Origin of the sequence: Alteromonas aestuariivivens (assembly GCF_003367475.1) — a bacterium.
Lineage (GTDB): Bacteria > Pseudomonadota > Gammaproteobacteria > Enterobacterales > Alteromonadaceae > Alteromonas > Alteromonas aestuariivivens.
Map to the genome: position 1 here is coordinate 85,390 of NZ_QRHA01000002.1, position 21,550 is coordinate 106,939.

At 50.1% G+C, this 21,550-nt stretch carries 19 protein-coding genes; 12 read left to right on the forward strand and 7 right to left on the reverse strand.

What is annotated here, in order from left to right:
- Complete coding sequence (locus DXV75_RS03205) at positions 1 to 1,179, reverse strand: family 43 glycosylhydrolase (protein WP_220272500.1); 1,179 nt, start codon at positions 1,177 to 1,179, stop codon at positions 1 to 3.
- 407 nt (positions 1,180 to 1,586) lie between these two features.
- Here DXV75_RS03205 and DXV75_RS03210 point away from each other — a divergent pair, with 407 nt between their 5' ends.
- The 5 genes from DXV75_RS03210 to DXV75_RS03230 all read left to right on the forward strand — a co-directional run bounded on the left by DXV75_RS03210 (position 1,587) and on the right by DXV75_RS03230 (position 8,511).
- Positions 1,587 to 4,442: a TonB-dependent receptor gene (locus DXV75_RS03210; protein WP_115591887.1), complete on the forward strand. Its 2,856-nt coding sequence runs from the start codon at positions 1,587 to 1,589 to the stop codon at positions 4,440 to 4,442.
- A gap of 126 nt (positions 4,443 to 4,568) precedes the next feature.
- Positions 4,569 to 5,066: a sulfatase-like hydrolase/transferase gene (locus DXV75_RS03215; protein ID WP_115591889.1), complete on the forward strand. Its 498-nt coding sequence runs from the start codon at positions 4,569 to 4,571 to the stop codon at positions 5,064 to 5,066.
- A 65-nt stretch (positions 5,067 to 5,131) separates the two neighbouring features.
- The gene (locus DXV75_RS03220; protein WP_115591891.1) at positions 5,132 to 6,130 is read left to right on the forward strand and encodes a LacI family DNA-binding transcriptional regulator; all 999 of its coding nucleotides are present in this window, start codon (positions 5,132 to 5,134) and stop codon (positions 6,128 to 6,130) included.
- Positions 6,131 to 6,133: 3 nt separating this feature from the next.
- Entirely contained in the window at positions 6,134 to 7,525 is a 1,392-nt protein-coding gene (locus DXV75_RS03225) for an MFS transporter (RefSeq protein WP_115591894.1), read from the forward strand.
- Complete coding sequence (locus tag DXV75_RS03230) at positions 7,513 to 8,511, forward strand: LacI family DNA-binding transcriptional regulator (RefSeq protein WP_115591895.1); 999 nt, start codon at positions 7,513 to 7,515, stop codon at positions 8,509 to 8,511. Before DXV75_RS03225 ends, DXV75_RS03230 begins: the two co-directional genes overlap by 13 nt.
- A gap of 794 nt (positions 8,512 to 9,305) precedes the next feature.
- Here DXV75_RS03230 and DXV75_RS03235 read toward each other — a convergent pair.
- Genes DXV75_RS03235 through DXV75_RS03245 form a run of 3 tightly spaced genes read right to left on the reverse strand, consistent with a single transcriptional unit; the run spans position 9,306 to position 13,098 of the window.
- Complete coding sequence (locus DXV75_RS03235) at positions 9,306 to 10,862, reverse strand: sodium/sugar symporter (RefSeq protein WP_115591897.1); 1,557 nt, start codon at positions 10,860 to 10,862, stop codon at positions 9,306 to 9,308.
- Positions 10,863 to 10,910: 48 nt separating this feature from the next.
- Positions 10,911 to 12,053, reverse strand: coding sequence for a galactokinase (gene galK / locus DXV75_RS03240; RefSeq protein WP_115591899.1), 1,143 nt, complete (start codon positions 12,051 to 12,053; stop codon positions 10,911 to 10,913).
- Positions 12,046 to 13,098: a UDP-glucose--hexose-1-phosphate uridylyltransferase gene (locus DXV75_RS03245; protein ID WP_115591901.1), complete on the reverse strand. Its 1,053-nt coding sequence runs from the start codon at positions 13,096 to 13,098 to the stop codon at positions 12,046 to 12,048. The genes galK and DXV75_RS03245 overlap by 8 nt, the downstream gene beginning before the upstream one ends.
- Before the next feature lie 430 nt (positions 13,099 to 13,528).
- On the opposite strand from DXV75_RS03245, the gene DXV75_RS03250 reads away from it, so the two are divergent.
- The 4 genes from DXV75_RS03250 (at position 13,529) to DXV75_RS03265 (ending at position 17,540) form a co-directional block, all read left to right on the forward strand.
- Positions 13,529 to 14,530, forward strand: coding sequence for a LacI family DNA-binding transcriptional regulator (locus DXV75_RS03250; RefSeq protein ID WP_115591903.1), 1,002 nt, complete (start codon positions 13,529 to 13,531; stop codon positions 14,528 to 14,530).
- A 61-nt stretch (positions 14,531 to 14,591) separates the two neighbouring features.
- A complete protein-coding gene (locus DXV75_RS03255) occupies positions 14,592 to 15,269 on the forward strand; it encodes an HAD family hydrolase (RefSeq protein ID WP_115591905.1) in 678 nt (225 codons plus the stop codon).
- Between the two features lie 87 nt (positions 15,270 to 15,356).
- Positions 15,357 to 16,652, forward strand: coding sequence for a YfiM family lipoprotein (locus DXV75_RS03260; protein WP_115591907.1), 1,296 nt, complete (start codon positions 15,357 to 15,359; stop codon positions 16,650 to 16,652).
- 72 nt (positions 16,653 to 16,724) lie between these two features.
- Entirely contained in the window at positions 16,725 to 17,540 is an 816-nt protein-coding gene (locus DXV75_RS03265) for an alpha/beta hydrolase family protein (protein WP_147291789.1), read from the forward strand.
- Between the two features lie 106 nt (positions 17,541 to 17,646).
- On the opposite strand, the gene cspE is transcribed toward DXV75_RS03265, so the two are convergent.
- Together cspE and DXV75_RS03275 are read right to left on the reverse strand one after the other, a co-directional pair.
- Positions 17,647 to 17,856 (reverse strand): transcription antiterminator/RNA stability regulator CspE, encoded by a 210-nt coding sequence (gene cspE / locus DXV75_RS03270; RefSeq protein ID WP_115591910.1) that lies wholly within the window; start codon positions 17,854 to 17,856, stop codon positions 17,647 to 17,649.
- 254 nt (positions 17,857 to 18,110) lie between these two features.
- Positions 18,111 to 18,419 (reverse strand): hypothetical protein, encoded by a 309-nt coding sequence (locus tag DXV75_RS03275; RefSeq protein WP_115591912.1) that lies wholly within the window; start codon positions 18,417 to 18,419, stop codon positions 18,111 to 18,113.
- 107 nt (positions 18,420 to 18,526) lie between these two features.
- Between DXV75_RS03275 and DXV75_RS03280 the strand changes: the two genes are divergently transcribed.
- Entirely contained in the window at positions 18,527 to 18,718 is a 192-nt protein-coding gene (locus tag DXV75_RS03280) for a hypothetical protein (RefSeq protein ID WP_115591914.1), read from the forward strand.
- A gap of 44 nt (positions 18,719 to 18,762) precedes the next feature.
- Here the strand turns inward: DXV75_RS03280 and epmB are convergent, their stop codons facing one another.
- Positions 18,763 to 19,788, reverse strand: a complete 1,026-nt coding sequence (epmB, locus tag DXV75_RS03285; RefSeq protein WP_115591916.1) for an EF-P beta-lysylation protein EpmB — start codon at positions 19,786 to 19,788, stop codon at positions 18,763 to 18,765.
- Between the two features lie 34 nt (positions 19,789 to 19,822).
- On the opposite strand from epmB, the gene efp reads away from it, so the two are divergent.
- Positions 19,823 to 20,392 (forward strand): elongation factor P, encoded by a 570-nt coding sequence (efp, locus tag DXV75_RS03290; RefSeq protein WP_115591918.1) that lies wholly within the window; start codon positions 19,823 to 19,825, stop codon positions 20,390 to 20,392.
- Between the two features lie 47 nt (positions 20,393 to 20,439).
- A complete protein-coding gene (epmA, locus tag DXV75_RS03295; protein WP_115591920.1) occupies positions 20,440 to 21,408 on the forward strand; it encodes an elongation factor P--(R)-beta-lysine ligase in 969 nt (322 codons plus the stop codon).
- Positions 21,409 to 21,550 lie beyond the last annotated feature (142 nt).

The following is a 21,550-nucleotide window of genomic DNA, read 5'->3' on the forward strand; positions in this document are numbered from 1 at the left end:
TTAGGACCCCTGGATTATGGCCTGGAAATTTTGGGCTTCATCCGGGCCCGGAATGGCATAGTCTGGGTCTTCGGCGCGTATATAGACTTCACCGTCACTCTCAATCTGAATTTCCAAAGGCACTATGGTGGTGCCGCTTTGATTGATGGTTTGCGCGGTCTCGCTCAGATCACGATTCTGGATCCCATCGCTGTCCAAAGGGGGAACATTGGCGTTGAAGAAGGCTGTAACCCACCAATTCCCGTCACGGGTTTGAAAGGGTGTTCCATGGCCAAGAAAGCGACCGACAAATCGTCTTGGACCGTAGGGGCCATTGATGCTGTCCGCTGTGCTGTAATACAGATTGTATGAGCCTTTGCGCATCCTGTCGGTTGACCATGCCGTACCGAAGTGAACGTACTTACTGCCTATTTTCCGGATTGTGGCCCCTTCGTGGCCAATACGGCTGATGGAACTGCCATCGGGCCCAATACGGGAACCCGCAGGATCAATGCGGGTGGCGGGGCCCGTGTAGTCGCTAAAATCTTCATTCAGGGGTTGTACCAGGGTATTGCCGTAAAGAACATACCAGGTGCCATCATCATCTTTGAAAAGGGATGGATCATGTCGCACGCCAAACTTGCCTTGCATGGGGTGTGTCCAGGGGCCTTTAATTTCAATACCAGGTTGCGCGAATGCAAATGAGGCATTGCCCTGTGGGCAATGAACCAGTGCCCATCGGTCGCCCATCCAGTGGAGCTCTGGGGCCCAAATCCTGTTGCGGTTGTCCTCAGGGCCATTGTCAGACTGACTGTATCTGTCGTCCAGAGTAAATGGCGTACCCAGATACTCCCAGTCAATTAAGTCAGCACTGCGCCAGACCTGGACCACTTCGCCAACAATGGACTCTTTTCCAAGGCCGATGTTTAAAGGGTCTGTTTGCTGCCGGGGATCATCAGGGTTGGGTGTGGTGCCGGTAAGATAATACTGATCATCCGGGCCCAGTATGATGTAAGGGTCGCGTATCCAGCCTGCTTTAACAAACAATGCCTGACTATGAGCTTTCAGGCCGAATTCAATGGACTCGCGACTCATAGGACCTGGCAGTTCATCTGTGTGGCTTATCAACTTTGATTGCGCCTGGCTGGCATTACATACCAGCAGCAGACATCCTAACGCAAGCGTGTATATGTTCCTCACTCTGCTTCCTCTTAGCTGTCGAGATTGATCCGTTAACCTGTTGGCTGTTGTGTTCGTCGTGCTTGTACTCGTCGATTACCCATTAAAACAAGGGCAACCGATTTCATACGGTTTCATGAACTATAGCATTATCTGTGATGATGAAAAGGTTGTTATGTAAATAATATGTAATAGCGCGAAGGGTATTTTAATCGGTTAACAGTAATGAATTGGCCTGGATATCAATATTTTCGTTGGTTTTTCTTGAATGCCTTGTTAAATCATTGTATTTTTAAGTTCATGTTCCTGAATGTTTAAATAAATAAACGAAGGGATTTTTTTTACTTTATAAAGGAAACTGTTTTCATTATCTGGTGGTAAACCTCTTGGGAAACGTTTCTAAAACACACGACATACTTGGAGGAAACATGGGCGCACACCAAATTCATTCCAGAGCAACTGCTACTTCGAACCTGAGATACAGTGCACTGGCACTATTCGTTTCGGCAGCGCTTGTCCCACAAGGCTTTGCTCAACAAGTGGCCAATACTGCTCCGGAGCAGGACAGCATCGAAGTGATTTCGGTAAGTGGTATTCGGGCGTCTATTCGTGACTCAGTGCAGGCTAAGCGTGCAGCTGACAACATTATTGACGGTGTGTCTGCAGAAGATATTGGTCAGTTACCGGATATTTCCATTGCTGACAGCATCCGTCGTATCGTTGGTGTGAATTTCTCTACCCAAAACGGTGAACCGGCATTTGCGTCTATTCGTGGATTGGGGCCTGATCTGACTCTCACCACCCTGAATGGCCGGGTGCTGTCTACGACTGATCAGGCGACGCGCCGGGTTTCTCTTGGCCGATTGCCTTCAGAACTGATCCAAAGTGTCTATGTGTCCAAAACGCCTAAAGCAAGCATGTTGGAAGGTGGGGTTGCAGGTACGATCCAAATGCAGACAATCAAGCCACTGAGCAAAGATAAACGCGTCTTTAATGGTCTTTTTCGCGCGCTAACTAATGACAATGCCCGCGAAATAGATACGGCGACCGATTACGGCTGGCGGGGAACCTTGAACTACATCGACCAGTTTCAGGATGATCGCCTCGGTATCGCGTTGGGTTGGGCTGGATTAAAAAATGATACGCCCAATTATGAAGCTCGCACGGGTAACCCTCTGGAGAGAAACGGCCCGGCTGAGCGCAGCGATTTCAATGCCAATGGCATACGTGATATTACCGTTGGGGCAGTGAGTAATGACGTAGTTGAGCGGGAAATTGATCGCAACAGTTTGTTAGGTGTGGTTCAGTACCGGGTATCCGACAACCTGGAGATTAACTTCGATGCGTCCTGGGTAAAGCAGGACCAATTGACCGAAAATAACCGACTGATTTATGAAGTGTTACCTGGTCCGGCAAATAACGCCACTTCTGCCGAAGAGGTACTGATCGACAACGATACAGACGTCATCCTGGGATTCACATCCGGACAGGCCAATCCACTAATTAACATCAACCCCAATAATAACGAGGATGAGACGTTAAACTTGGGATTGAGTTTTGACTACGTTGCAGAGGATATGGAGGCCAAGCTTGATTTAAGCCATTCGAACTCCTCCCGGGACCGCACAAATCGAACCTTTCAGATAGGTGCAAACTTTGTTGATGGCATGGGAGTCATCCGTCCTTTGGCTTTCGATATGAGTGATCCAGATTACCTCTATTTGCAAATTGATCCTTCCTTAGCAGCCGCAGACGCCTGGGCGATCCGGAATATGCTGGATATGCGTCAGTTCTCTGAGGATACTGTAGATTCCATCGCGCTTGATATGAAAAGTTTCCACTACAGTGGTGACTTCATTGACTCTATTGAGTTCGGTTTGCGCTATGAAGATCGTGATGTTTTCCGTTCCAACGACAGAGACAACTACCGTTTCAATAGCGGCAATCCCCCGGCAAACTGGCTGGATCTGAGCAGCTCAGAATTAGAGCGCGACAGTTTCGCATACAGTGATATTTGGCAAGCGCTTGGAGGCGTCAGCCAGGATCAGACTTTCCCTCATTATAGTGCCCAGACCATGTATGAATTGGTTCAGCAAGTAGTAGTGAACGAGCCTGAAAGGGTGTTTGTGGATGGTGAAGAACTGAACTTTGACTACACCAGTTCCCATGACATCAATGAAAAAACGCTGGCTGCTTACATTATGCTTAACTTTGCGTCCGAAATCGGCTCTATGCCGCTGTCAGGCAATATGGGTGTGAGAGTCGTGCGTACAGACGTGTCAGCCAGCGGCTTTAGTAATGATTTGAGTAAGTTGCAGCTGGAGCCAGGTATTGAAGAGGGTTCCTACAACGTTATCTTCGACAACACCAACCCGGACAATATCGAAACCATTACATCGAACCATGATTACCTAAAGGTGCTACCGTCACTCAATGCGACGCTGACTGTGAAGGATGATGTACTGCTGCGGTTAGCCGCCGCAAGAACGATGTCGAAAGCCCCCTTCGAACGCATGACTCCCGGCTCTTTCGTAAGGGCTGGAAATGAAGTGGACTCGGTGATCCTGAACGCAGGAAACCCGGCGATTGATCCCTTTACGTCAGATCAAATGGATGTTGCATTGGAATGGTATCCGAATGCAGATACCAGCCTGGCAGCAACCATCTACTACAAGCATGTTGAAGCCTATCTGGTAGAATCCATTGTTGAAGTCGACCCAATTACTTCAAACGGTCTGACCGCCCCTGCATTTATATCGCAGCTGGTTAACGATGATTCTTCGAACTACTTCCGTGGTATCGAGTTGTCTTACAGTCAGAACTTCAGCTTCTTGCCAGCACCTTTTGATGGTTTTGGTCTGCAGGCCAACGCATCGTTCAATGAAACCAATGCCAAAGAGATTGGCCAGGGGACAGATCCTTCTGGCCCAGGTGGTCGCACCCCAATTGAAGTGCCTGCTCGGGAAGTCTCCGATGAGGTATACAATCTGATTGGTTTCTATGAGAAAGGCGGCCTGTCCGTGCGACTGGCCTGGCAGTATCAGAGCCCCTTTATGCGCTTGCCGTTGACGGCATACGAGACAAGGGATGGCGGCCAACTGGATATGACCTTTGGTTATCAGATCAACAAAAATCTGCGGTTGATAGGCAGTGTGACTAACCTGACCGATGAAAACATCCGGGTATATCGCATTGATGAGCGTGATTACGACAACGAGCAAATCCTTGAGCGTATCACCAATACCGGCCGAGCCTATACATTGGGAATGCGTTTTACCTTTTAACCATGTGTAGGAAAGTCAACTGATTCTGCCTTAGGTGATTGCCTAACGTGAAATTACGACACTTGGTCAACACTGGGGTGCCCGGCTCTGCCGGGCATTTGTTTGTATTTTTATGAGGGAAAGCACATGTCTCGCATATTGCGATGTTCTAAGTGGCTGGTAATCTTTAGCACAGCAGTGTTGATACAGACTTTGGTGGGGTGCACTCAACAAAAATCGATTACTTCTAACCCGCCTAATATCCTGTTTGTTCTGGCAGATGATATGGGGTACGGAGATCTGAGTGTGACGGGCAATATCTCCGCAAGCACACCGAATATTGACCTGCTGGCCAGAGAGGGTTTGCTGATGGAGAAGTTTTACGTGGCTTCGCCCATTTGCTCACCTTCCCGGGTTGCCTTTATTACCGGGCATCACCCTTCCGAGTTTAAGATCCATTCCTTTTTGCACAACCGCGCTGCCAATAAACAGAGGGATATGGCAGATTATCTGCCTTCGGATCCCTCTGAAACCAATAATCTTATGGTTCAACACAAAGCACTGGCCGCAGAGTTAAGTAGCACACGGCTGTCCTGGCGCAGTGATTTTTCGTCAAACTTACAAAGGTGCATTGTGCTTGCCTAGTCATAGGCAAGCCGGGCAAAATACCCTTTGAGTCAGAAATTTACAGGCGCGGGAACTGGTCAAAAATGAAAACAATAAAAGATGTCGCCAGACTGGCAGGTGTGTCGCCTGCTACGGTTTCAAGATTCCTGAACAGTTCAGATATGGTTAACGCGCAAACCCGGCAACGCATTCAAAGCGCAATTGAGGAACTGGATTACCGGCCCAATGCCAGCGCCAGAGCTCTGGTTACCAAATCCACGCAAACTATTGGCGTGGTCATTTCAGAGTTGGCTGACCCGTTTTTTGCCAAGATGGCACACAGTATCGAGCAGACTGCGAAAAAGCTGAATCGAAAGGTGCTTATCAGTACCGGCTCACTGAATGCCGATAAGGAATTTAAAGCTGTACAAAGCCTGGTGGCCCAGCGCTGTGACGCCATTGTGGTGAACAGTAAGGCTATGAGTGATGAGGTGCTGGTGGATCTGGCCAAGAATATTCCTGGTTTTGTTCTTATCAACAAATACATAGAGGCAATTCGCCACAGATGCGTGTGGTTTGACAATGTCAAAGGGGGGCAGCTTATGGCCGAACACGCATTGCAACGAGGACACCGTGATATCGTGGTGGTAACCACCAGTGAAAAAGTTCACGATGCGTCCAGACGCTTAAAGGGAATACGCTCAGCATTGTCCCATGCAGGTGTGCGTTTGCCCATGAGTCAAGTCCTGCACGTGTCCCCGGACTATGCCGGAGGACAGCAAGCGATAAAACTCCTGCAGCAACAGGGTGCGGCGTTCAGCATGCTACTGTGTTACAACGATGCCATGGCCGCCGGTGCGATTGCTGAGCTCTTGGATGCGGGTTATAAAATTCCTCAGGATGTTTCGATAATCGGATTTGATGATGTGCTGCTGGCGCAATACTGCGTGCCCAAGCTGACCACAATCAAATATCCCATTGAAGTAATGGCGGCCAAAGCCACCGAACTGGCGTTGCAACTGAGTCAGAATCAGCAGATGCAGGGAGAGGGATATTGCTACTCTCCATTTCTGGTGAACCGTGAGTCGGTGTATACCCGTTAACTCATGCGACCGGAACACGTTGGTACACCTCAACAGTTCGCGTTGGCCAGTGGTTATCTGGCAGCGTTTTTTGCCAGTCACGCAATTCATGCACTAGCAACTCCTTTTTTTCAAATGACCCGGGCGTTGGATCCGTTTTTGTTAAGTGTTGTAATTACTTTTCCAATGCTTTTCAGTATGTTACTCAGCGGTCGAATCGGGCGTTTGTGTGATGGCATGGGGGCACAGCCTAAGCGCAGAGCATTACAGGGAGCTGGATGGGTTTCGGGTACAGCATTCGCAATGATGTGGATGGCCAGCGCAAATTGGTCAGATGCGGCCACACTGGCCTATCTGGCCGTTATAGGTGTGGTTTTCTATCTGGCTTCCACCCTTCTTATTATCAGTTTGCGAAGCATGACATTTGCATTGTCTTCCACTGCCAGCGAGACACTCAAAGTGATGTCATTTACCGCGCTTTTTGAGCGGCTAGGAGGCGTACTGTATTTCTGGCTATTTCCCTTGGCCCAGCTCGGTATCTGGACCAGTCTTACCGCAGGCATACGAGCTGTTGGCGTGTTTGTTGGTGCGGGGTTGATAGGTGGATTAACTCATTTTTGTGCCAACCGAATAAATTTAGGTACTCAGCGTTCCAACATGGCATCAGATTTTGCCACTCACCCACAAGTCAGTCCCAATTTGCCCGTGGAAGTCAAAAACGCACTGCTTATTTTGCTGACTCTGATTGGAATAAAAGTTGGCCTCATTGGTGCTTTTACCAGTTTGGACTTTTATTTATTGGTTTACTACGTCAGTGGGGGGGATATCGCTGAAGGAGCTCTATGGAAGGGAGCACTATCAACCAGTTTTGCAGTTTTTTCGATGATGATGATCCCTGTATGTTTGCGCATTGCATTGCGCATTGGTGCGCGAGGAACACTGAAATGGATATACACGCTCAGCGTCATTGGCTCTTGTGCCAAATGGTACATTTACACGCCGGGTAACCAGGCTTGGTTGTTTCTGGATGCTTTATTAGGCTCCGCGTCGTTTGTCGCCCTAACGGCTATCGTACCTGCAATGCTAAACCAGCTTAGTCACCGCCAGGCAGAGGAGTCTCAACAGGCCGTACATGGCTATTTTGCTTCGCGACAGTCGATGGTAATGCAGGGAAGTATATTGACCGCTTTGTTACTGGGAGGTGGGTTGCTCAATGTTTTCGGGTTTGATGCCAGCCTGGAGGGCCAGCAGGACATCGGTACCATAACCGCTTTTCGTTATGTACTGGCCTGGGGAACCGCGTTTCTTAACTGCGTGTCCCTGATGCTGGTTTTTATTTACCCCAAGATTGATAAGACGACGTATGTGAGAGCTGAGTCCATGCCGGTGAACAAGGAAAATCAATGCCAACAATAAAAGATATCGCTAAAGCAGCAGGCGTTTCACCTGCGAGTGTATCCAGGGTTATCAACAACGGGCCGAAGGTAGGTAAAACGACACGGGAAAAAATTAAGCGAATTATCGAGGAAATGGGCTACTCCCCCAATGCCAATGCTCAGGCCATTAATGCGCACTCAAGCGCCTCCGTTGGGCTGGTACTGGCAAATCTTATCGATCCTTTTTATGCTGCTTTGGCCCATGGAATCGAGCAGGTGGCGGCACGACGAGGTGCTCAGATATTTTTGAATTCCTGTGATGATACCAAGGAGTCTGAACGCAGAGCCATCGAAACTCTGCTTGAACACCGGTATCAGTCTATTGTGGTGCACAGCCTATTTCTAGAGGACGAAGAGCTGATCCGGCTGGCAAAATCAGTACCAGGGTTGGTGTTGATTAACCGCTATATAGAGGCTCTGGCAGACCGTTGCGTCTGGTTTGATGATGAAATGGGCGGGCGACTTATGGCACAACACCTGGTGAAAATGGGACATCGTGAAATTGCGGTTATTGCTGGTGAAAGTGGGTTTAGCAGTGCTAGCCAGCGGATCCCCGCCGCTATCAAAGAACTGAACCGCTTAGGTGTTATTGTTCACCCGGAAGTGGTGGAAGTTGCACCGGCCAATTACGAAGGGGGGCAGGTCGCGATGCAGAATTTACTGGCGTCCAAAAAGCCCTTCACCGCATTGATTACTTATAACGACCCTATGGCCATCGGTGCAATCGCAATGCTAAATGCGCAAGGGTTGGCTGTACCCGGGGATGTGTCGGTGATCGGATATGACAACCTGATGCTGGCTAATTGCATCGAACCAAAGCTAACTACCATACATCATCAGATTGGAGAAATGGCCGTTGTCGCTACAGAAATGGCATTGTCAAAAATTGTAATGCCTCCTGCCATTGAAAAAAGACACTTTAAGCCTCACCTGGTTGAACGAGATTCAGTAGTTCTGCGTGCATGAGTTTTTCAATCTGAAAGATTTATTAAAGTAAGTGATTGTTAAAATGTAATTTTGTTATGTCCAGGAGAAGCTAACGGTAGGAGCAGCTGGTGATTTTGACGCGTCCTCCCTGATCGTATCGCCTTGGAAATCACCAGCTGCCATAGCCTCTATCCCGGAACTGATTTACTGTTACCATCTGAAATTTGATTTAGAAATCACTTTTTACTGCCTATCACTTTCACCGCTAAAAACACTCTGAAGTTTAGTGAATGAAAAGAAAAATATTTGGTTGTGCCGCACTTACCCTTGGCGGTCTGTCACTCTGTTCCTTCGACAGTTCTATATTCATAGATAGGCTGAAATTAAGGTTTTATTCCCTGTCGGCTTGCTAATGGTAAAAGTAAACGAATACCCGGTATTGAAGTCCCTTCTTTGAGGTTCCAACTGGCAAAGGTGCCATTGGGGTTTGGTTTCCAGGCCCATACCTGCACGGCATAGTTGGCCGGTGCGTTTATCGGTTTGGTGCTCCGGCGTAATGACATAGCTGACCCATTAACACAGGTGGTTCATCTGCACACACAGCTGGCAAAAAACTGGCTTGTGGCCACGGCTCCAATGAGATTTAACGCGACTTTTGTTTTTGATTTCATAGTAGTTTCCCGTCTGTGAGATGAGATATACAGCAGCGCCATTGATCGGACCTCACCGAAGAGCTGCCCGTTAGTTGGGGCGGTTGCAATCACTTGGAGAACTCGTGCTTGAGGTAGAAAGCTGGCCCACAACCCATTGAAGGTTATGGGCCTAAGCGTTGCTTACCACCAGGTGGTATAGAAGGCTATCAGGATAAGAGTGACGGCCACCGCCGCAATATTGAAACCAGTGCTGGTACCGAAGCTAACTTCAGAAAGCTCAATGCCATGCTCTTTTGGACCTTGATTGTCCATCAGGGAAACAATGGCAGCCAGGCCTATACACAGCAGGAACACCAGGCCTACCCGGTCCATAAAGGGTAATGCCGGCCAGAAGAATTTAAACACAAGGCTGAACACGAACGAACCGAGTGCCGCAGCCAACCCACCCGTAGCGGTGGTTTTCTTCCAGAACATACCCATTACGAACAGGGCCACGATACCCGGCGTAAAGAAACCGGTGAATTCCTGGATGTACTGGAAGGCCTGGTCAAACTGGCCCAGCAGCGGCTTGGCAACCACCATGGCAATGATCAAAGCCAACAGGCTGACAATACGCCCAACTTTTACATAGTGATGCTGGGACATGTCAGGGCGACGATCTTTGTAGATGTCCATGGTGAATATGGTAGAAACGCTGTTGGTCATTGATGCCAGTGAAGACACAATGGCAGCAACCAGTGCGGCAAAAATAACGCCTTTAAGGCCAACCGGCATGAGTACCATCAGGGAAGGGTAGGCCTGATCGGGTCGGCCCAGATCCGGCACCAGCAACACTGCCGCAATACCGGGCAATACTACAATTAATGGCATCAGCAGTTTCAGAAATGCGGCAAAGGCAATGCCTTTCTGTGCTTCCTGAACGCTCTTGGCAGCCAGGGTACGCTGAATGATGTATTGGTTAAAGCCCCAGTAGGACAGGTTCATGATCCACATGCCACCAAGCAGCACAGAGAGGCCGGGGAGATCCATGTAATGGGGATTGTCCTCGGACAAGATCATGTCGAACTTTTCTGGCAGGCGTTGGGTCAGGTCTATAAAGCCCTGCCAGGCACCATTGCCATCACTGATCAGGTTCAGTGCGGTATAGGACAGGAACAGGCCGCCAAACACCAGCAGCACCACCTGGATGATGTCCGTCATGGCCACTGCTTTCAGGCCACCGTACAGCGAATAGGCCAGCGAAAAGGCCCCCAGAAACAGCATACCGTAAATCAGGTCAACACCGGCGATGGTATTGATGGCCAGGGCGCCCAGCCAGAGCACGGCAGTGAGGTTCACAAAAACGTACACGCCCAGCCAGAATACCGCCATCACAATGCGAACGCGGTGGTCGTAGCGCTGTTCGAGGAACTGCGGCATGGTATAGATTTTGTGTTTCAGGAAGATGGGCAGAAAGTATTTACCAACAATTATGAGCGTGATTGCGGCCATCCATTCGTAGGAGGCGATGGCCAGACCAATCTGGTAACCGGAACCGGACATACCGATTATCTGCTCTGCAGATATGTTCGCTGCTATCAGGGATGCTCCAATGGCCCACCATGGTAGGCTAGAGCCGGCCAAAAAGTAATCGTTGGTGTCCTTTTCGTGGCCCGCTTTATCCCTGGATACCCACCAGGCTATTCCGATCAGCGCCACCACGTAAATGATAAACACTGCTGCATCAATGGTATGCATAATTTTTTTCCCTACCTATACCAATAGAATTCATTATTGTTATTGCGCTCAGGCAAATGCGCCGCCTGTCGCGGAGCAAATATAAATTGAAGGGCGGTAGCCCGTATGGTCGAAATAGGCGCTTTCCACCACTTCGGTTATGGTGTGTTCCAGCTCTTTGGGGATTAGTGCCACGACGCAACCGCCGAATCCGCCACCCGTCATACGTACGCCACCCTGCTGACTCAACACATCAGACACGATATTTACAAGATAATCAATCTCATTAACGGTTATCTCAAAATCTTCACGCATGGAAGCATGGGATTCAGCCATCAGTTTGCTGACATTCTGAATATCCCCCTTGCTCAGTGCATGATACATGTCCAATGTACGCTGATTTTCGGTAATGACGTGTTTTGCCCGGCGGTACACCACTTCAGACAACACAATGCGGTTCGATTCGAGCAAGGCCATGTCGGCTTCCCGCAGGCTATTGATGCCCATCAAACGGGCTGCTTCTTCGCATTGCTCCCGGCGCTGGTTGTATTCGCTGTCCACCAATCCCCGTTTTACATTGGAATTGATGATCATGATGCTAAGCGATTCCGGTACGGTAATGTGCTGCATGTCCAGTGAAAGGCAATCCAGCAACATGGCTTTACCTTCCTGCCCCATGGCGGAAATCAGCTGGTCCATTATGCCGCAGGAACAGCCGACAAATGTATTTTCAGCCTTCTGGCCCAGCAATGCTGCCTGAACGCCGTCCAAATCGAGTTGATACAGATCCCGGAATGCTTTGAGTATGGCGACTTCAAACGACGCAGAGGAGCTCAGCCCGGCCCCCTGGGGTACGTTACCCGTAATGACAAGTTTCGCACCGCCAACCTGTGGGTAGGCTTCTTTGAGCACTTTATATACGCCACGAATGTAGTTTGCCCAGGGGGTACTGTTGTCAGTTTCGATGTTATCGATGGCAAACTGATTGGTCTGGTCATCGTAATCCATCGCAACCGCATGAACCTGGTTGTCATCGGTTTTGCTGCCTGCTACCCAGGTGCCAAAGTTAATTGCTGCGGGGAAAACAAAACCTTCATTGTAATCGGTGTGCTCACCAATCAGATTGACCCGGCCTGGTGAATGCACCATCACCTGGGGTTGGGCATTGAAGAACTGCTCGAATTTGGTTTCTATCAGTGCTAAATCAGTCATTGTTTTGTTGTTCCTTGTAATGCACGGCAGATACGGCGCGCAGTCTCTGTGCCGCTTGTTCTGGAGTAAGATCCCGTTGTGCTTCGGCCATCATTTCGTAACCAACCATGAATTTTCTTACGCTGGCAGAACGCAACAATGGCGGGAAAAAGTGCGCATGCAGGCCCCACTCCGGATGAGATTTACCGTCGTTTGGAGCGCTGTGCCAACCCATGGAATAAGGGAATGACGTATTAAACAGGTTGTCGTAGCGAACGGTGACCTGACCAACGATATCGGCCAGGCTGGCTTGCTGTGGTTGAGTTAACTCAATCATTGATGCGACTTCGAAGCGAGGAAGCAAAAGCGTTTCAAAAGGCCAGGCCGCCCAGTAGGGTACGACTACAAGCCAATCGTCGTTACTGCATACGACGCGCTCCTGTTGCTCATATTCACGTTTGGCATAGTCGAGCAGAAATGAGCTTTGATACTGCTCAAAGTAGCGTGTCAGATTAGTGAGTTTTTTGCTTGCCTGTGTTGGCAGATGCTTTTGTGCCCAAACCTGGCCATGAGGGTGGGGGTTGGAGCAGCCCATCATGGCGCCTTTGTTTTCGAATACCTGAACCCAGGCGTATTCGTCTGCAAGATCCCGGGTCTGCTCCTGCCAGCATTTTACAACGGCTTCGCGTTCGCCATTCGTTAGTTCCGGCAGGGTTTTACTGTGGTCCGGCGAGAAGCAGATAACCCGGCTTTGGCCCTGTTCAACCTGAAAGGTAAAAAACGGATCATTCTGCTCAGTGGGCGCTGTGTCGTCGCGCAGTGCAGCAAAGTCGTTCTGAAATACAAACACACTCTCATATTGTGCGTTTTGCTCGCCATTGATACGGGTGTTGCCGGGGCAGAGATAACAGCTGGGGTCATAGCTTGGTCGCTGTGAGTGATCCGGTTCATCGGTCTGGCCCTGCCAGGGGCGCTTTGCCCTGTGAGGGGATACCAGTACCCATTCGTCCAGCAGCGGGTTGTAGCGTCGATGGGGGTGATCTGAAGGATCAAATTCATTAGTCATTACGTTTTCCTGCGGCCAATGAGTCATTCTTTAAACTTGGGCATTTCAATGCATACCACTCAATAATTCGTTTGCTCCAACGGCGCTCATCGCCAAGATAATTTGCTTGGTAATGAGTAACGGGGTAAAACGATTTACCTTCTGTGAGCTGCGGGGTTTCTGTGTGGCATCAGCATAAACTCGCATAAGTAGCTCGAATTTAGGGTTTTTGTAATATAATACTTGCCTGAGCATGAATTAAATTTTACATGACAGCAACATTAGGTTATACGTTTTACCTTTGAATGGGAAGTTCAAAGAGCAAAAAAATCCAATAGGGCACAATTATCTGGCTGAGCGTGCATTTGAATCGCTATTTGGCTTACCATAGGTGAGGAATTGGGAAAATGTTTAACCTGCAGCCCAGTATGGCAAGAATAATGAGAGGCCCATGGCAACAATCAAAGACATAGCAAACGCTGCTGGCGTCTCTTTGGCAACGGTATCCAGAGTCATTAACAATGGGCCCAAAGTTGGCGAAGCTACCCGCCAGCGTATCAAAAAAATTATGCTGGAGATGGATTACCGGCCGAATGCTAACGCTCGGGCATTGGTGACCAAACGCAGTGCGTCGCTGGGTGTAGTGCTGGCGGAAATGCTGGACCCGTTCTTTGCTACGCTGGCCCACGGAATCGAAACCGTGACCCAGGAACGGAATGTTCAGATCCTGATGAGTTCCGGCTCCATTCGACGGGAAACAGAGCTTAAAGCGATTGAAACGCTGCTGGAGCACCGGGTTGAGGCTATGGTGGTGCACAGTAAAGCACTGGATGATGCGACACTGATAGAATTTGCCCGTGAGGTACCCGGATTTGTGCTCATAAACCGCTATATAGAAGCAATCGGCAATCGTTGCGTATGGCTGGACAACGTGGCGGGCGGGCGCCTGATGGCGGATACCATGCTCCGGCAGGGGCACCGCAAGCTGGCAGTAATTACCAGCCGCTATCAGATAGATGATCCGGCACAGCGCCTGCAGGGTATTCGTGAAGCGCTGGCAGACGCAGGCATTGAGTTGCCTGAGAGTAATATTGAATACAGTACGCCCGATCACGCAGGCGGTGAAAGTGCCATTCACAACCTGATGGCGCGAGGCGCGGAGTTTACCGGCGTACTGGCCTACAACGATGCCATGGCCTCCGGTGCTATGACCATGTTGTTTGACCACTATATCACTGTGCCGGACAAGGTTTCGGTGATTGGTTTTGACGATGTGTTGCTGGCCCAGTATTGTCGGCCCAAGCTCACGACACTTCGCTACCCAATAGAGATGATGGCAGCCAAAGCGGCGGAACTGGCTCTGGCATACGCTGAAGGCCAACAACCTGAAGCGGGAGTGACATTCAAATATACCCCAACGCTGGTTAAGCGTGAGTCAGTCAAGGCTGTGTAATTCGGCTAACCTGCCTCAAAGTAATTTGCCTTCAGGCAGAGAATCAACAAGGAAACCAAGGATGACAACAGGTCGCGCAATTACCAAGCAAACAAAAGCCATATTGTTTGACCATGACGGCACTTTAATTGACTCGGAAGCGGTACATTTTGGTCTCTGGAGCAAGATGTTGCAGCCTTATGGTGTCGAGCTTTCAGAAGATTTTTACTGCCAGAGGATGGCGGGAGTGCCGGTCGAGCAGAACGCGTTGGACGTGGTTGAAAAATACGCTTTGAGTGTGGATGCCAAAATTCTGGCCGCCAACAAATACCAGTTAACCCGGGATTATCTTCAGCGAAGTGCGTTTCCGCTCATGCCTTATGCAAAAGAGGCAATGCAACGGTGTTACGAGGCCGGATATGCACTCGCCATTGTGACCGGCGGTACTCGGGCAGCAGTGGAGAAAACCTTTGACGCTTACGAGGTACGGGAGATGTTTTCTTATAGTGTGGCGGTAGAGGAAGTGCTTCACAGTAAGCCAGCACCTGATTGCTATCTAAAAGCGGCGGAAGCTTTGGGCTTGGAACCGCACAATTGTGTGGCGGTAGAGGATACCAGCCATGGTATGCAGGCTGCTGTTCGGGCGGGGATCCCTTGCGTGGTGATCCCGACCAATCAGTCCCGCGAGCACGATTTTTCACCAGCGGCGGCTAAGTATGGTTCACTGGCAGAGTGGCTGGATTGTGAACTGGCTCGTTAACAGGGCGTTTGTTGTCGTCAGAAAGCATTGAAATTCCTAAAGCAATAGCAAAAAATACCCCATACGTATAATTCTGGGGCGGGTCATTTGAAGGTTATTCGCATTGTCTTGGGCATCAGCCTCTCGCTTCTGATTCTGAGCGCGATCACGCTGGTACTTGTGCTTGACCGCGCCCCTCTGGTGGTGACCCAGGCGTCGGATCAGGTTGATCAGGCTGACTCGGTGAATCGCCTTATTCCACAACTTGAGCGAAGCCTGAAACAGCGTCACCAGTCTCAGCGTATCACCATAACCCAGGCCCAGTTTGATGGGCTGGTTGGATTCATTCAGCGGGCTTCGCCAAATTTTCGCGGCCGGGTCAATGTAACGCCTGTCGGCAGTACCTTTGCAGCAAGTGTGATGGTGTCTTTGTTTGGCATAGAGCGTTATGTCAACGTGGAAGCGCTGCTGTTACCCGATGAACGACTGAATATAGATTACCTGAAAATTGGTAGTATCCGTTTGCCCGGCTGGATGGCCGTAATGTTGGTGGAAAAAAGTGTCAACTGGTGGACACAGAGCGACATTGCCACCACTGCGCGTACTCACGTTACCCGGTTGGTTATGGAGGAGGGGCGAATGGTGATCCATCATCGCCCGATGGAAGGTTTCCTGCGCCAGCTTAATAAAGTCAAGTATGGGATAGGAGTGGAACAGGACGAGCAGTTACGAGAGCTAACGGCTTATTACCTGCGCTACGTGGCCTGGCAGGACATAACACTGAACAAAGAGCCTCAGCCATTTTTTGAATTTCTGCGTATAGCGATGAAGCGGGCTCAGCAGCGAAGCACGGAAGCGGATGCAGCGCTGCACAACGAAGCAGCCATTCTGGCGTTGGCGATTTTTATCGGCCACCACCGTATCGCCAATTTTGTCGGTGACGTACAGCCAGACGCCGATCATGCCCTAAAACCTGCTGCCCCGGCGTTGTTGCGCGAGCGCAACGATCTGGCTCGTCATTTTATCATTTCTGCAGCGCTTAAGTTATTGAGTGAGCAGGGGGTATCGATGGCAATTGGCGAGTTTAAGGAATTGATGGACCGGGCGATGGGCGGCAGTGGTTACAGCTTTGTGGATCTGACTGCCGATATGGCCGGGATCGAGTTTGCCCGGGTGGCTACTGAGCCTTATCTGGCTGCCGAAGTCCAGGCGATGGTGGTAAATGCCGAAGATGAATCTGTGTTCATGCCGCCCATCGACAATTTGCCCGAAGGTCTGAGCAAGGCGGAATTTGAAGCTGAATACCAAAAGGTTGACAGCGAGCGGTACCTGTCAGAGGTGAAAAAAGTGCGAGCCCGCCTTGATGCACTGCCCCTGTACCAGTTGGGAAAAATGAATGATTAATCAGGAGTGCCCGGATTGAAATGGAAAAATTGGCTTGCTGCCATCTTAGTGTGTTCGTACCCGGCCGTCTGTATGGCAGAGCCGCCATTGCTAATGCTGGACAACGGCGAATACCAGGTTCCGGCTATTTATACACCGGCCTCAGCCACAGGTAGGGGGGCAGAAGCCGAAAAGCGGCCGGCAGTGGTGTTGTTACACGGTACCGCATCACACAAAAACGAAGTGGGTGATTTGTATCTGAAGCTTGCAGTGCGTCTTGCAAGCCAGGGTATAGCTTCGCTTCGAATTGATTTCGCCGGCACCGGTGACAGCCCGGTGGATTATCTTCAGTACGATCTTAACTCTGCAACGCGGGATGCGTTTATCGCCTACCAGTATCTGATTAAGCGGCCGGAGCTCGATGCTTCGCGAATTGGTGTGGTGGGCTTCAGCCAAGGCGGGCTTATCGCGCAGTTGCTGGTTGCCCAGGCTCCGGAAATTAAAACGCTGGTGGCCTGGTCTTCTGTCGCCGGAGACGGCAGCCAGGCTTTTGCGGGTATGTTTGATGCGCTTTATGCCGAGGCGAAAACCAACGGTTACGCGCACATGAAATTTGACTGGCGCAGCCCGTTGAAAGTGAACGTGAGCTGGTTTGAGCAGGCACTGCAACAGCGAGCCTTGAGTGAGCTGGCAAATTACAGCGGGCCGGTTCTCGCCGTGGCAGGCAGCTCAGACACGGTAGTAGACCCGTCTTCTGCACTGCGGCTGGTCGAATCGGCGGGTAGTGCGGACGGGAGGGCGGTGATCCTCAAAGGGGCTGATCATATCTTTAATGTCCTCACTCCGGGGGCTTCACAGCCTGACGCCCTGCTTACGATAACCCAGCAGTGGCTCACTGAGCATCTTTAGGAATTCCCATATTGTGTTGATATAGCCTGCACTTTGGGAGTGGGCATAAAAAAAGTGCAGCCAAAGCTGCACTTTCTTAAATTCTTTGCCAGGTTGTTTACCGTTATTAGATAACAACAACTTTGGCTGCTTGAGGGCCCTTTTGGCCTTGTTCAACTTCAAACTGAACGCGCTGGCCTTCTTTCAGGCTGCGGAAACCGTCAGACACAATAGCTCGGAAGTGAACAAACACGTCCTTGCTGCCGTCTTCTGGAGTAAGAAAACCATAGCCTTTATCTTCGTTGAACCACTTCACTGTACCTGTCACGTTTGACATAAAAATACCTTATAAATAAATAAAATGTAGAAATATGACGATAATCGTCGCAGACCTTGGCTTTACTTAATTGGAACGTGCTTATGAGGTAGAAGTCTGAAGCAGGATTGCCGGGCAATGGCTTAGTTTTACGATCACAAAAGCTTTTAACACAATAAATAGAACTGACCAAAGGCCGGTGCGAAGTCTACCATGGGCCTTTAAAAATAGCGAACAATTTTTAAGCTTTCAAAGCGCGCTGGTGGTCTTCGATATCACTGAAGCGCGGCTTTAAACTGGGCCAGCGTGGTCAGCATCAGTTCTATTTTTTTTACCAATGCCGGTAACGATTGTTTGGCGTCGGTATCGCTCATTTTCTGCAGCGACTGCCAATCCAGGGCAATTTCCTGAACATAGGGAGAAAACCGCCTGGACTGGGTGCGAAAGCCGCTGTCTTCACTAAAAACAGCCTGGAACCTGCCTTGCTGGGATTGTTGCAGTTTGTCGAGTGACTGGTCTGCATCCAGGGCTTTGCGATACAGGGTTTGAATAGTTTCTTGCAACTGGGTATGAATGGCTTGCATGAGGCTCCCAAAAAAATTAAAGAAAACTGGCGAGAGGCCGATAACTCGAGGAAGTGGACAATTTTGCCCACTTTTTACTGTTGTCTCAAGCAACTAAGGAAAATGGTATGGATATTCAAGGTGCTGGCACCTCTGGAACGTCCGGTGCGTCACTTGAGTTGGCCTCTCTTAAGCTGGCAAAAGATCAGCAAAAACAAGAGGGAAAGGCGACGCTTCAGCTGCTGGAATCGGCTGCTGACGTACCAAAACCCGCATCCGCCAATCCGTCGATAGGTGCCAACGTCGATACCTACGCATAATGGCAAACAGAACGGTGCAGTCTGGAGGCTGCAGCAGACTGGGGTTATGGATGCAGACGTAAGTCAACGGGCGTTTTGCCAGGCTGGCCACCAATCTCTCTGACGAGTTTGGGAACCAGATACCCTGGCAGGCGCTTTATCAATTCCGCCATCAGTTCCCTTGCCTGCTGCTCCGGTACATCGAAATGGGCCGCACCTTGCACTTTATCGAGCAGGTGCAGGTAATAAGGCAGAACTCCCGCATCAAACACTGCTTCATTGAGTGCCACTTGTGCGTCAGCCGAATCATTTATCCCTGCCAGCAATACAGCCTGATTCAGCAGAGTTACTCCCTGCTGGCGTAATTCCTCAAGTTTGTTCTTAAGCTGCGGGCTGACTTCGTTGGCATGGTTGATATGCAGAACCAGAATTTTTTGCAGCGGTAACTTTGTGAACCAGCGGCTAAATGCACTGTCCAGTCGCTCGGGCAACACTACCGGTAAACGCGTGTGAATGCGCAGTCGGCGAACATGGGGAATGGTGGCAATTTCGCTGCTTAACCAGGCCAGATGATCGTCTTTGGCCATTAAAGGGTCACCACCTGAGAAGATGACTTCGTCGATTTCCGGTTGGGCGCGAATGTAGTCAATTGCCTCCTGCCACTGGGGTCGGCTTACCGCATTATCGGCATAAGGAAAGTGGCGGCGAAAACAGTAGCGGCAGTTCACCGCACAGCCACCTCTGACAATTAACAAAACACGGCTGCGGTATTTGTGGAGTATTCCGCGCCCGGCAGTTTCGTGCTCCTCAAGGGGGTCTGTTCCATAGCCTGGCAGGGCCAGAAACTCTTCCTGGCGCGGCATGACCTGCATCAGCAGAGGGTCGTTCCAGTTGCCTTTTTCCATCAGGCTGGCGAAGTGCCGTGGCACCCGCATCGGGAACAATCGCCGCGCTTTGCCATGCTGTCCGTAATGCCCGCTGTCCAGTTGTAAATAATCCAGCAACTTTACCGGGTCAGAAAAACTCGTTGCCAACTCTTTTTGCCAGTTATGCTCTACAGCAATCGGATTTTTAGGTATTATTTGCGCCACTTATATCTACACCTTTTCTAATGGCAGAGGAATTATGGCTAATTTCAGCACTAACGAGTTCAAAGCTGGCCTCAAAATCATGCTCGATGGCGAGCCTTGCAACATTCTTGAAAACGAATACGTAAAGCCAGGTAAGGGGCAGGCCTTTAACCGGGTAAAAATCCGTAAACTGATTTCTGGCAAGGTGCTGGAAAAAACCTTCCGCTCAGGTGAGTCCTTCGAAGGCGCAGATGTATTGGATACTGAACTGGCCTACCTGTACTCAGACGGCGAATTCTACCACTTTATGAACAACGAAACATTCGAACAGATCGCTGCGGATGAAAAAGCTGTTGGTGACAACAAAAAGTGGCTGGTAGAGAACGACGAATGCACACTTACTCTGTGGAACGGCACTCCTATTACGGTAACGCCGCCAAACTTTGTTGAGCTTGAAATTACTGAAACCGACCCAGGCCTGAAAGGCGATACTGCCGGCACTGGTGGCAAGCCTGCAACTCTGACTACCGGAGCGGTGGTTAGGGTACCTTTGTTCGTGCAGACCGGTGAGGTAATCAAGGTAGACACCCGTACCGGTGAATACGTTTCACGGGTTCAGAAATAGTTTACTGCAAAGTCGCGGCAGTTTAACGCTGCCGCGTAGCCCTTCTTATGAAAGAACTCTGGAAGCCCACCACCACCCATAACGGGCGTCAGGCCCGAGCATGGCTGTTGCGTACCATTCGGGAGTTCTTCTATCAGCGCCAGGTTCTGGAAGTCGATACCCCTATTTTGAGCCACGGTACGGTAACCGATGTGCATCTGGCGGCGTTCAGTTGCCGGTTTGATCACAGTGTCACTGGGGCTCCCCAAACCCTTTATCTGCAAACTTCACCCGAATACGCCATGAAGCGTTTGCTGTGTGCGCAAAGCGGGCCCATTTATCAGATCATCAAGGCCTTTCGTCATGAAGGTGCCGGGCGTTGGCACAATCCGGAGTTTACCATGCTCGAATGGTACCGGCCCGGATTCGATCATCACCAGTTAATGGATGAAATGGACGCCCTACTGCAGGAAACCCTGAAAACATCGTCAGCGCAGCGATTCACCTATCAGGAGGTTTTTGTTCAGTATCTTAATCTGGACCCACTCATTGCGACCGATGCCCAGGTTGCCCGATGTGTGGCAGAACAGGGTATTGATATGGTGGGCGAATTGCCAGACAGGGACAGTCAGCTTCAATTGTTGTTCTCAATTGCCATCGAGCCAAACATCGGCCAGCAAAACCCTTGTTTTGTCTATTCATTTCCTGCCAGTCAGGCGGCGCTTGCACGCCTCAACTCGCAAGACCCGCGGGTGGCTGACCGCTTTGAGGTTTATTTCAAGGGCGCGGAACTGGCCAACGGCTTTTACGAACTGGCCGAGCCAGGTGAACAGCGTCAGCGTTTTATGCAAGACAACGCTCTTCGTGCTCAACACGGACTACCTCAGTTACCGTTGGATGAACACTTCCTTGCTGCATTGGAATCCGGGTTGCCGGAATGCTCAGGGGTTGCGCTGGGTATTGACCGCCTCCTGATGCTCATGCTCGATGCTCAGCACATTGAGGAAGTTATCAACTTTCCTGTTCACAGAGCCTGAAACTGAACCGCTGCCCCCGGTAATTGCGGTGGTAACAGTGGGTTAGGTCACTCGATAAACAGACACTGTCTGGCGATGAAACCGCATTGACAGATTATTCCATTTGATTGAAAATGTTATAACATAACATTTTTTGATTTCT

Bases quoted from the DNA above. Each gene is read 5' to 3' on its own strand.
- epmA (WP_115591920.1), top strand. From the start codon at position 20,440: ATGAAAGAACTCTGGAAGCCCACCACCACCCATAACGGGCGTCAGGCC.
- DXV75_RS03275 (WP_115591912.1), bottom strand. From the start codon at position 18,419: ATGCAAGCCATTCATACCCAGTTGCAAGAAACTATTCAAACCCTGTAT.
- DXV75_RS03215 (WP_115591889.1), top strand. From the start codon at position 4,569: ATGTCTCGCATATTGCGATGTTCTAAGTGGCTGGTAATCTTTAGCACA.
- DXV75_RS03255 (WP_115591905.1), top strand. From the start codon at position 14,592: ATGACAACAGGTCGCGCAATTACCAAGCAAACAAAAGCCATATTGTTT.
- DXV75_RS03210 (WP_115591887.1), top strand. From the start codon at position 1,587: ATGGGCGCACACCAAATTCATTCCAGAGCAACTGCTACTTCGAACCTG.
- galK (WP_115591899.1), bottom strand. From the start codon at position 12,053: ATGACTGATTTAGCACTGATAGAAACCAAATTCGAGCAGTTCTTCAAT.
- cspE (WP_115591910.1), bottom strand. From the start codon at position 17,856: ATGTCAAACGTGACAGGTACAGTGAAGTGGTTCAACGAAGATAAAGGC.
- DXV75_RS03265 (WP_147291789.1), top strand. From the start codon at position 16,725: ATGGCAGAGCCGCCATTGCTAATGCTGGACAACGGCGAATACCAGGTT.
- DXV75_RS03250 (WP_115591903.1), top strand. From the start codon at position 13,529: ATGGCAACAATCAAAGACATAGCAAACGCTGCTGGCGTCTCTTTGGCA.
- DXV75_RS03235 (WP_115591897.1), bottom strand. From the start codon at position 10,862: ATGCATACCATTGATGCAGCAGTGTTTATCATTTACGTGGTGGCGCTG.
- DXV75_RS03280 (WP_115591914.1), top strand. From the start codon at position 18,527: ATGGATATTCAAGGTGCTGGCACCTCTGGAACGTCCGGTGCGTCACTT.
- DXV75_RS03220 (WP_115591891.1), top strand. From the start codon at position 5,132: ATGAAAACAATAAAAGATGTCGCCAGACTGGCAGGTGTGTCGCCTGCT.
- DXV75_RS03245 (WP_115591901.1), bottom strand. From the start codon at position 13,098: ATGACTAATGAATTTGATCCTTCAGATCACCCCCATCGACGCTACAAC.
- efp (WP_115591918.1), top strand. From the start codon at position 19,823: ATGGCTAATTTCAGCACTAACGAGTTCAAAGCTGGCCTCAAAATCATG.
- DXV75_RS03230 (WP_115591895.1), top strand. From the start codon at position 7,513: ATGCCAACAATAAAAGATATCGCTAAAGCAGCAGGCGTTTCACCTGCG.
- DXV75_RS03225 (WP_115591894.1), top strand. From the start codon at position 6,134: ATGCGACCGGAACACGTTGGTACACCTCAACAGTTCGCGTTGGCCAGT.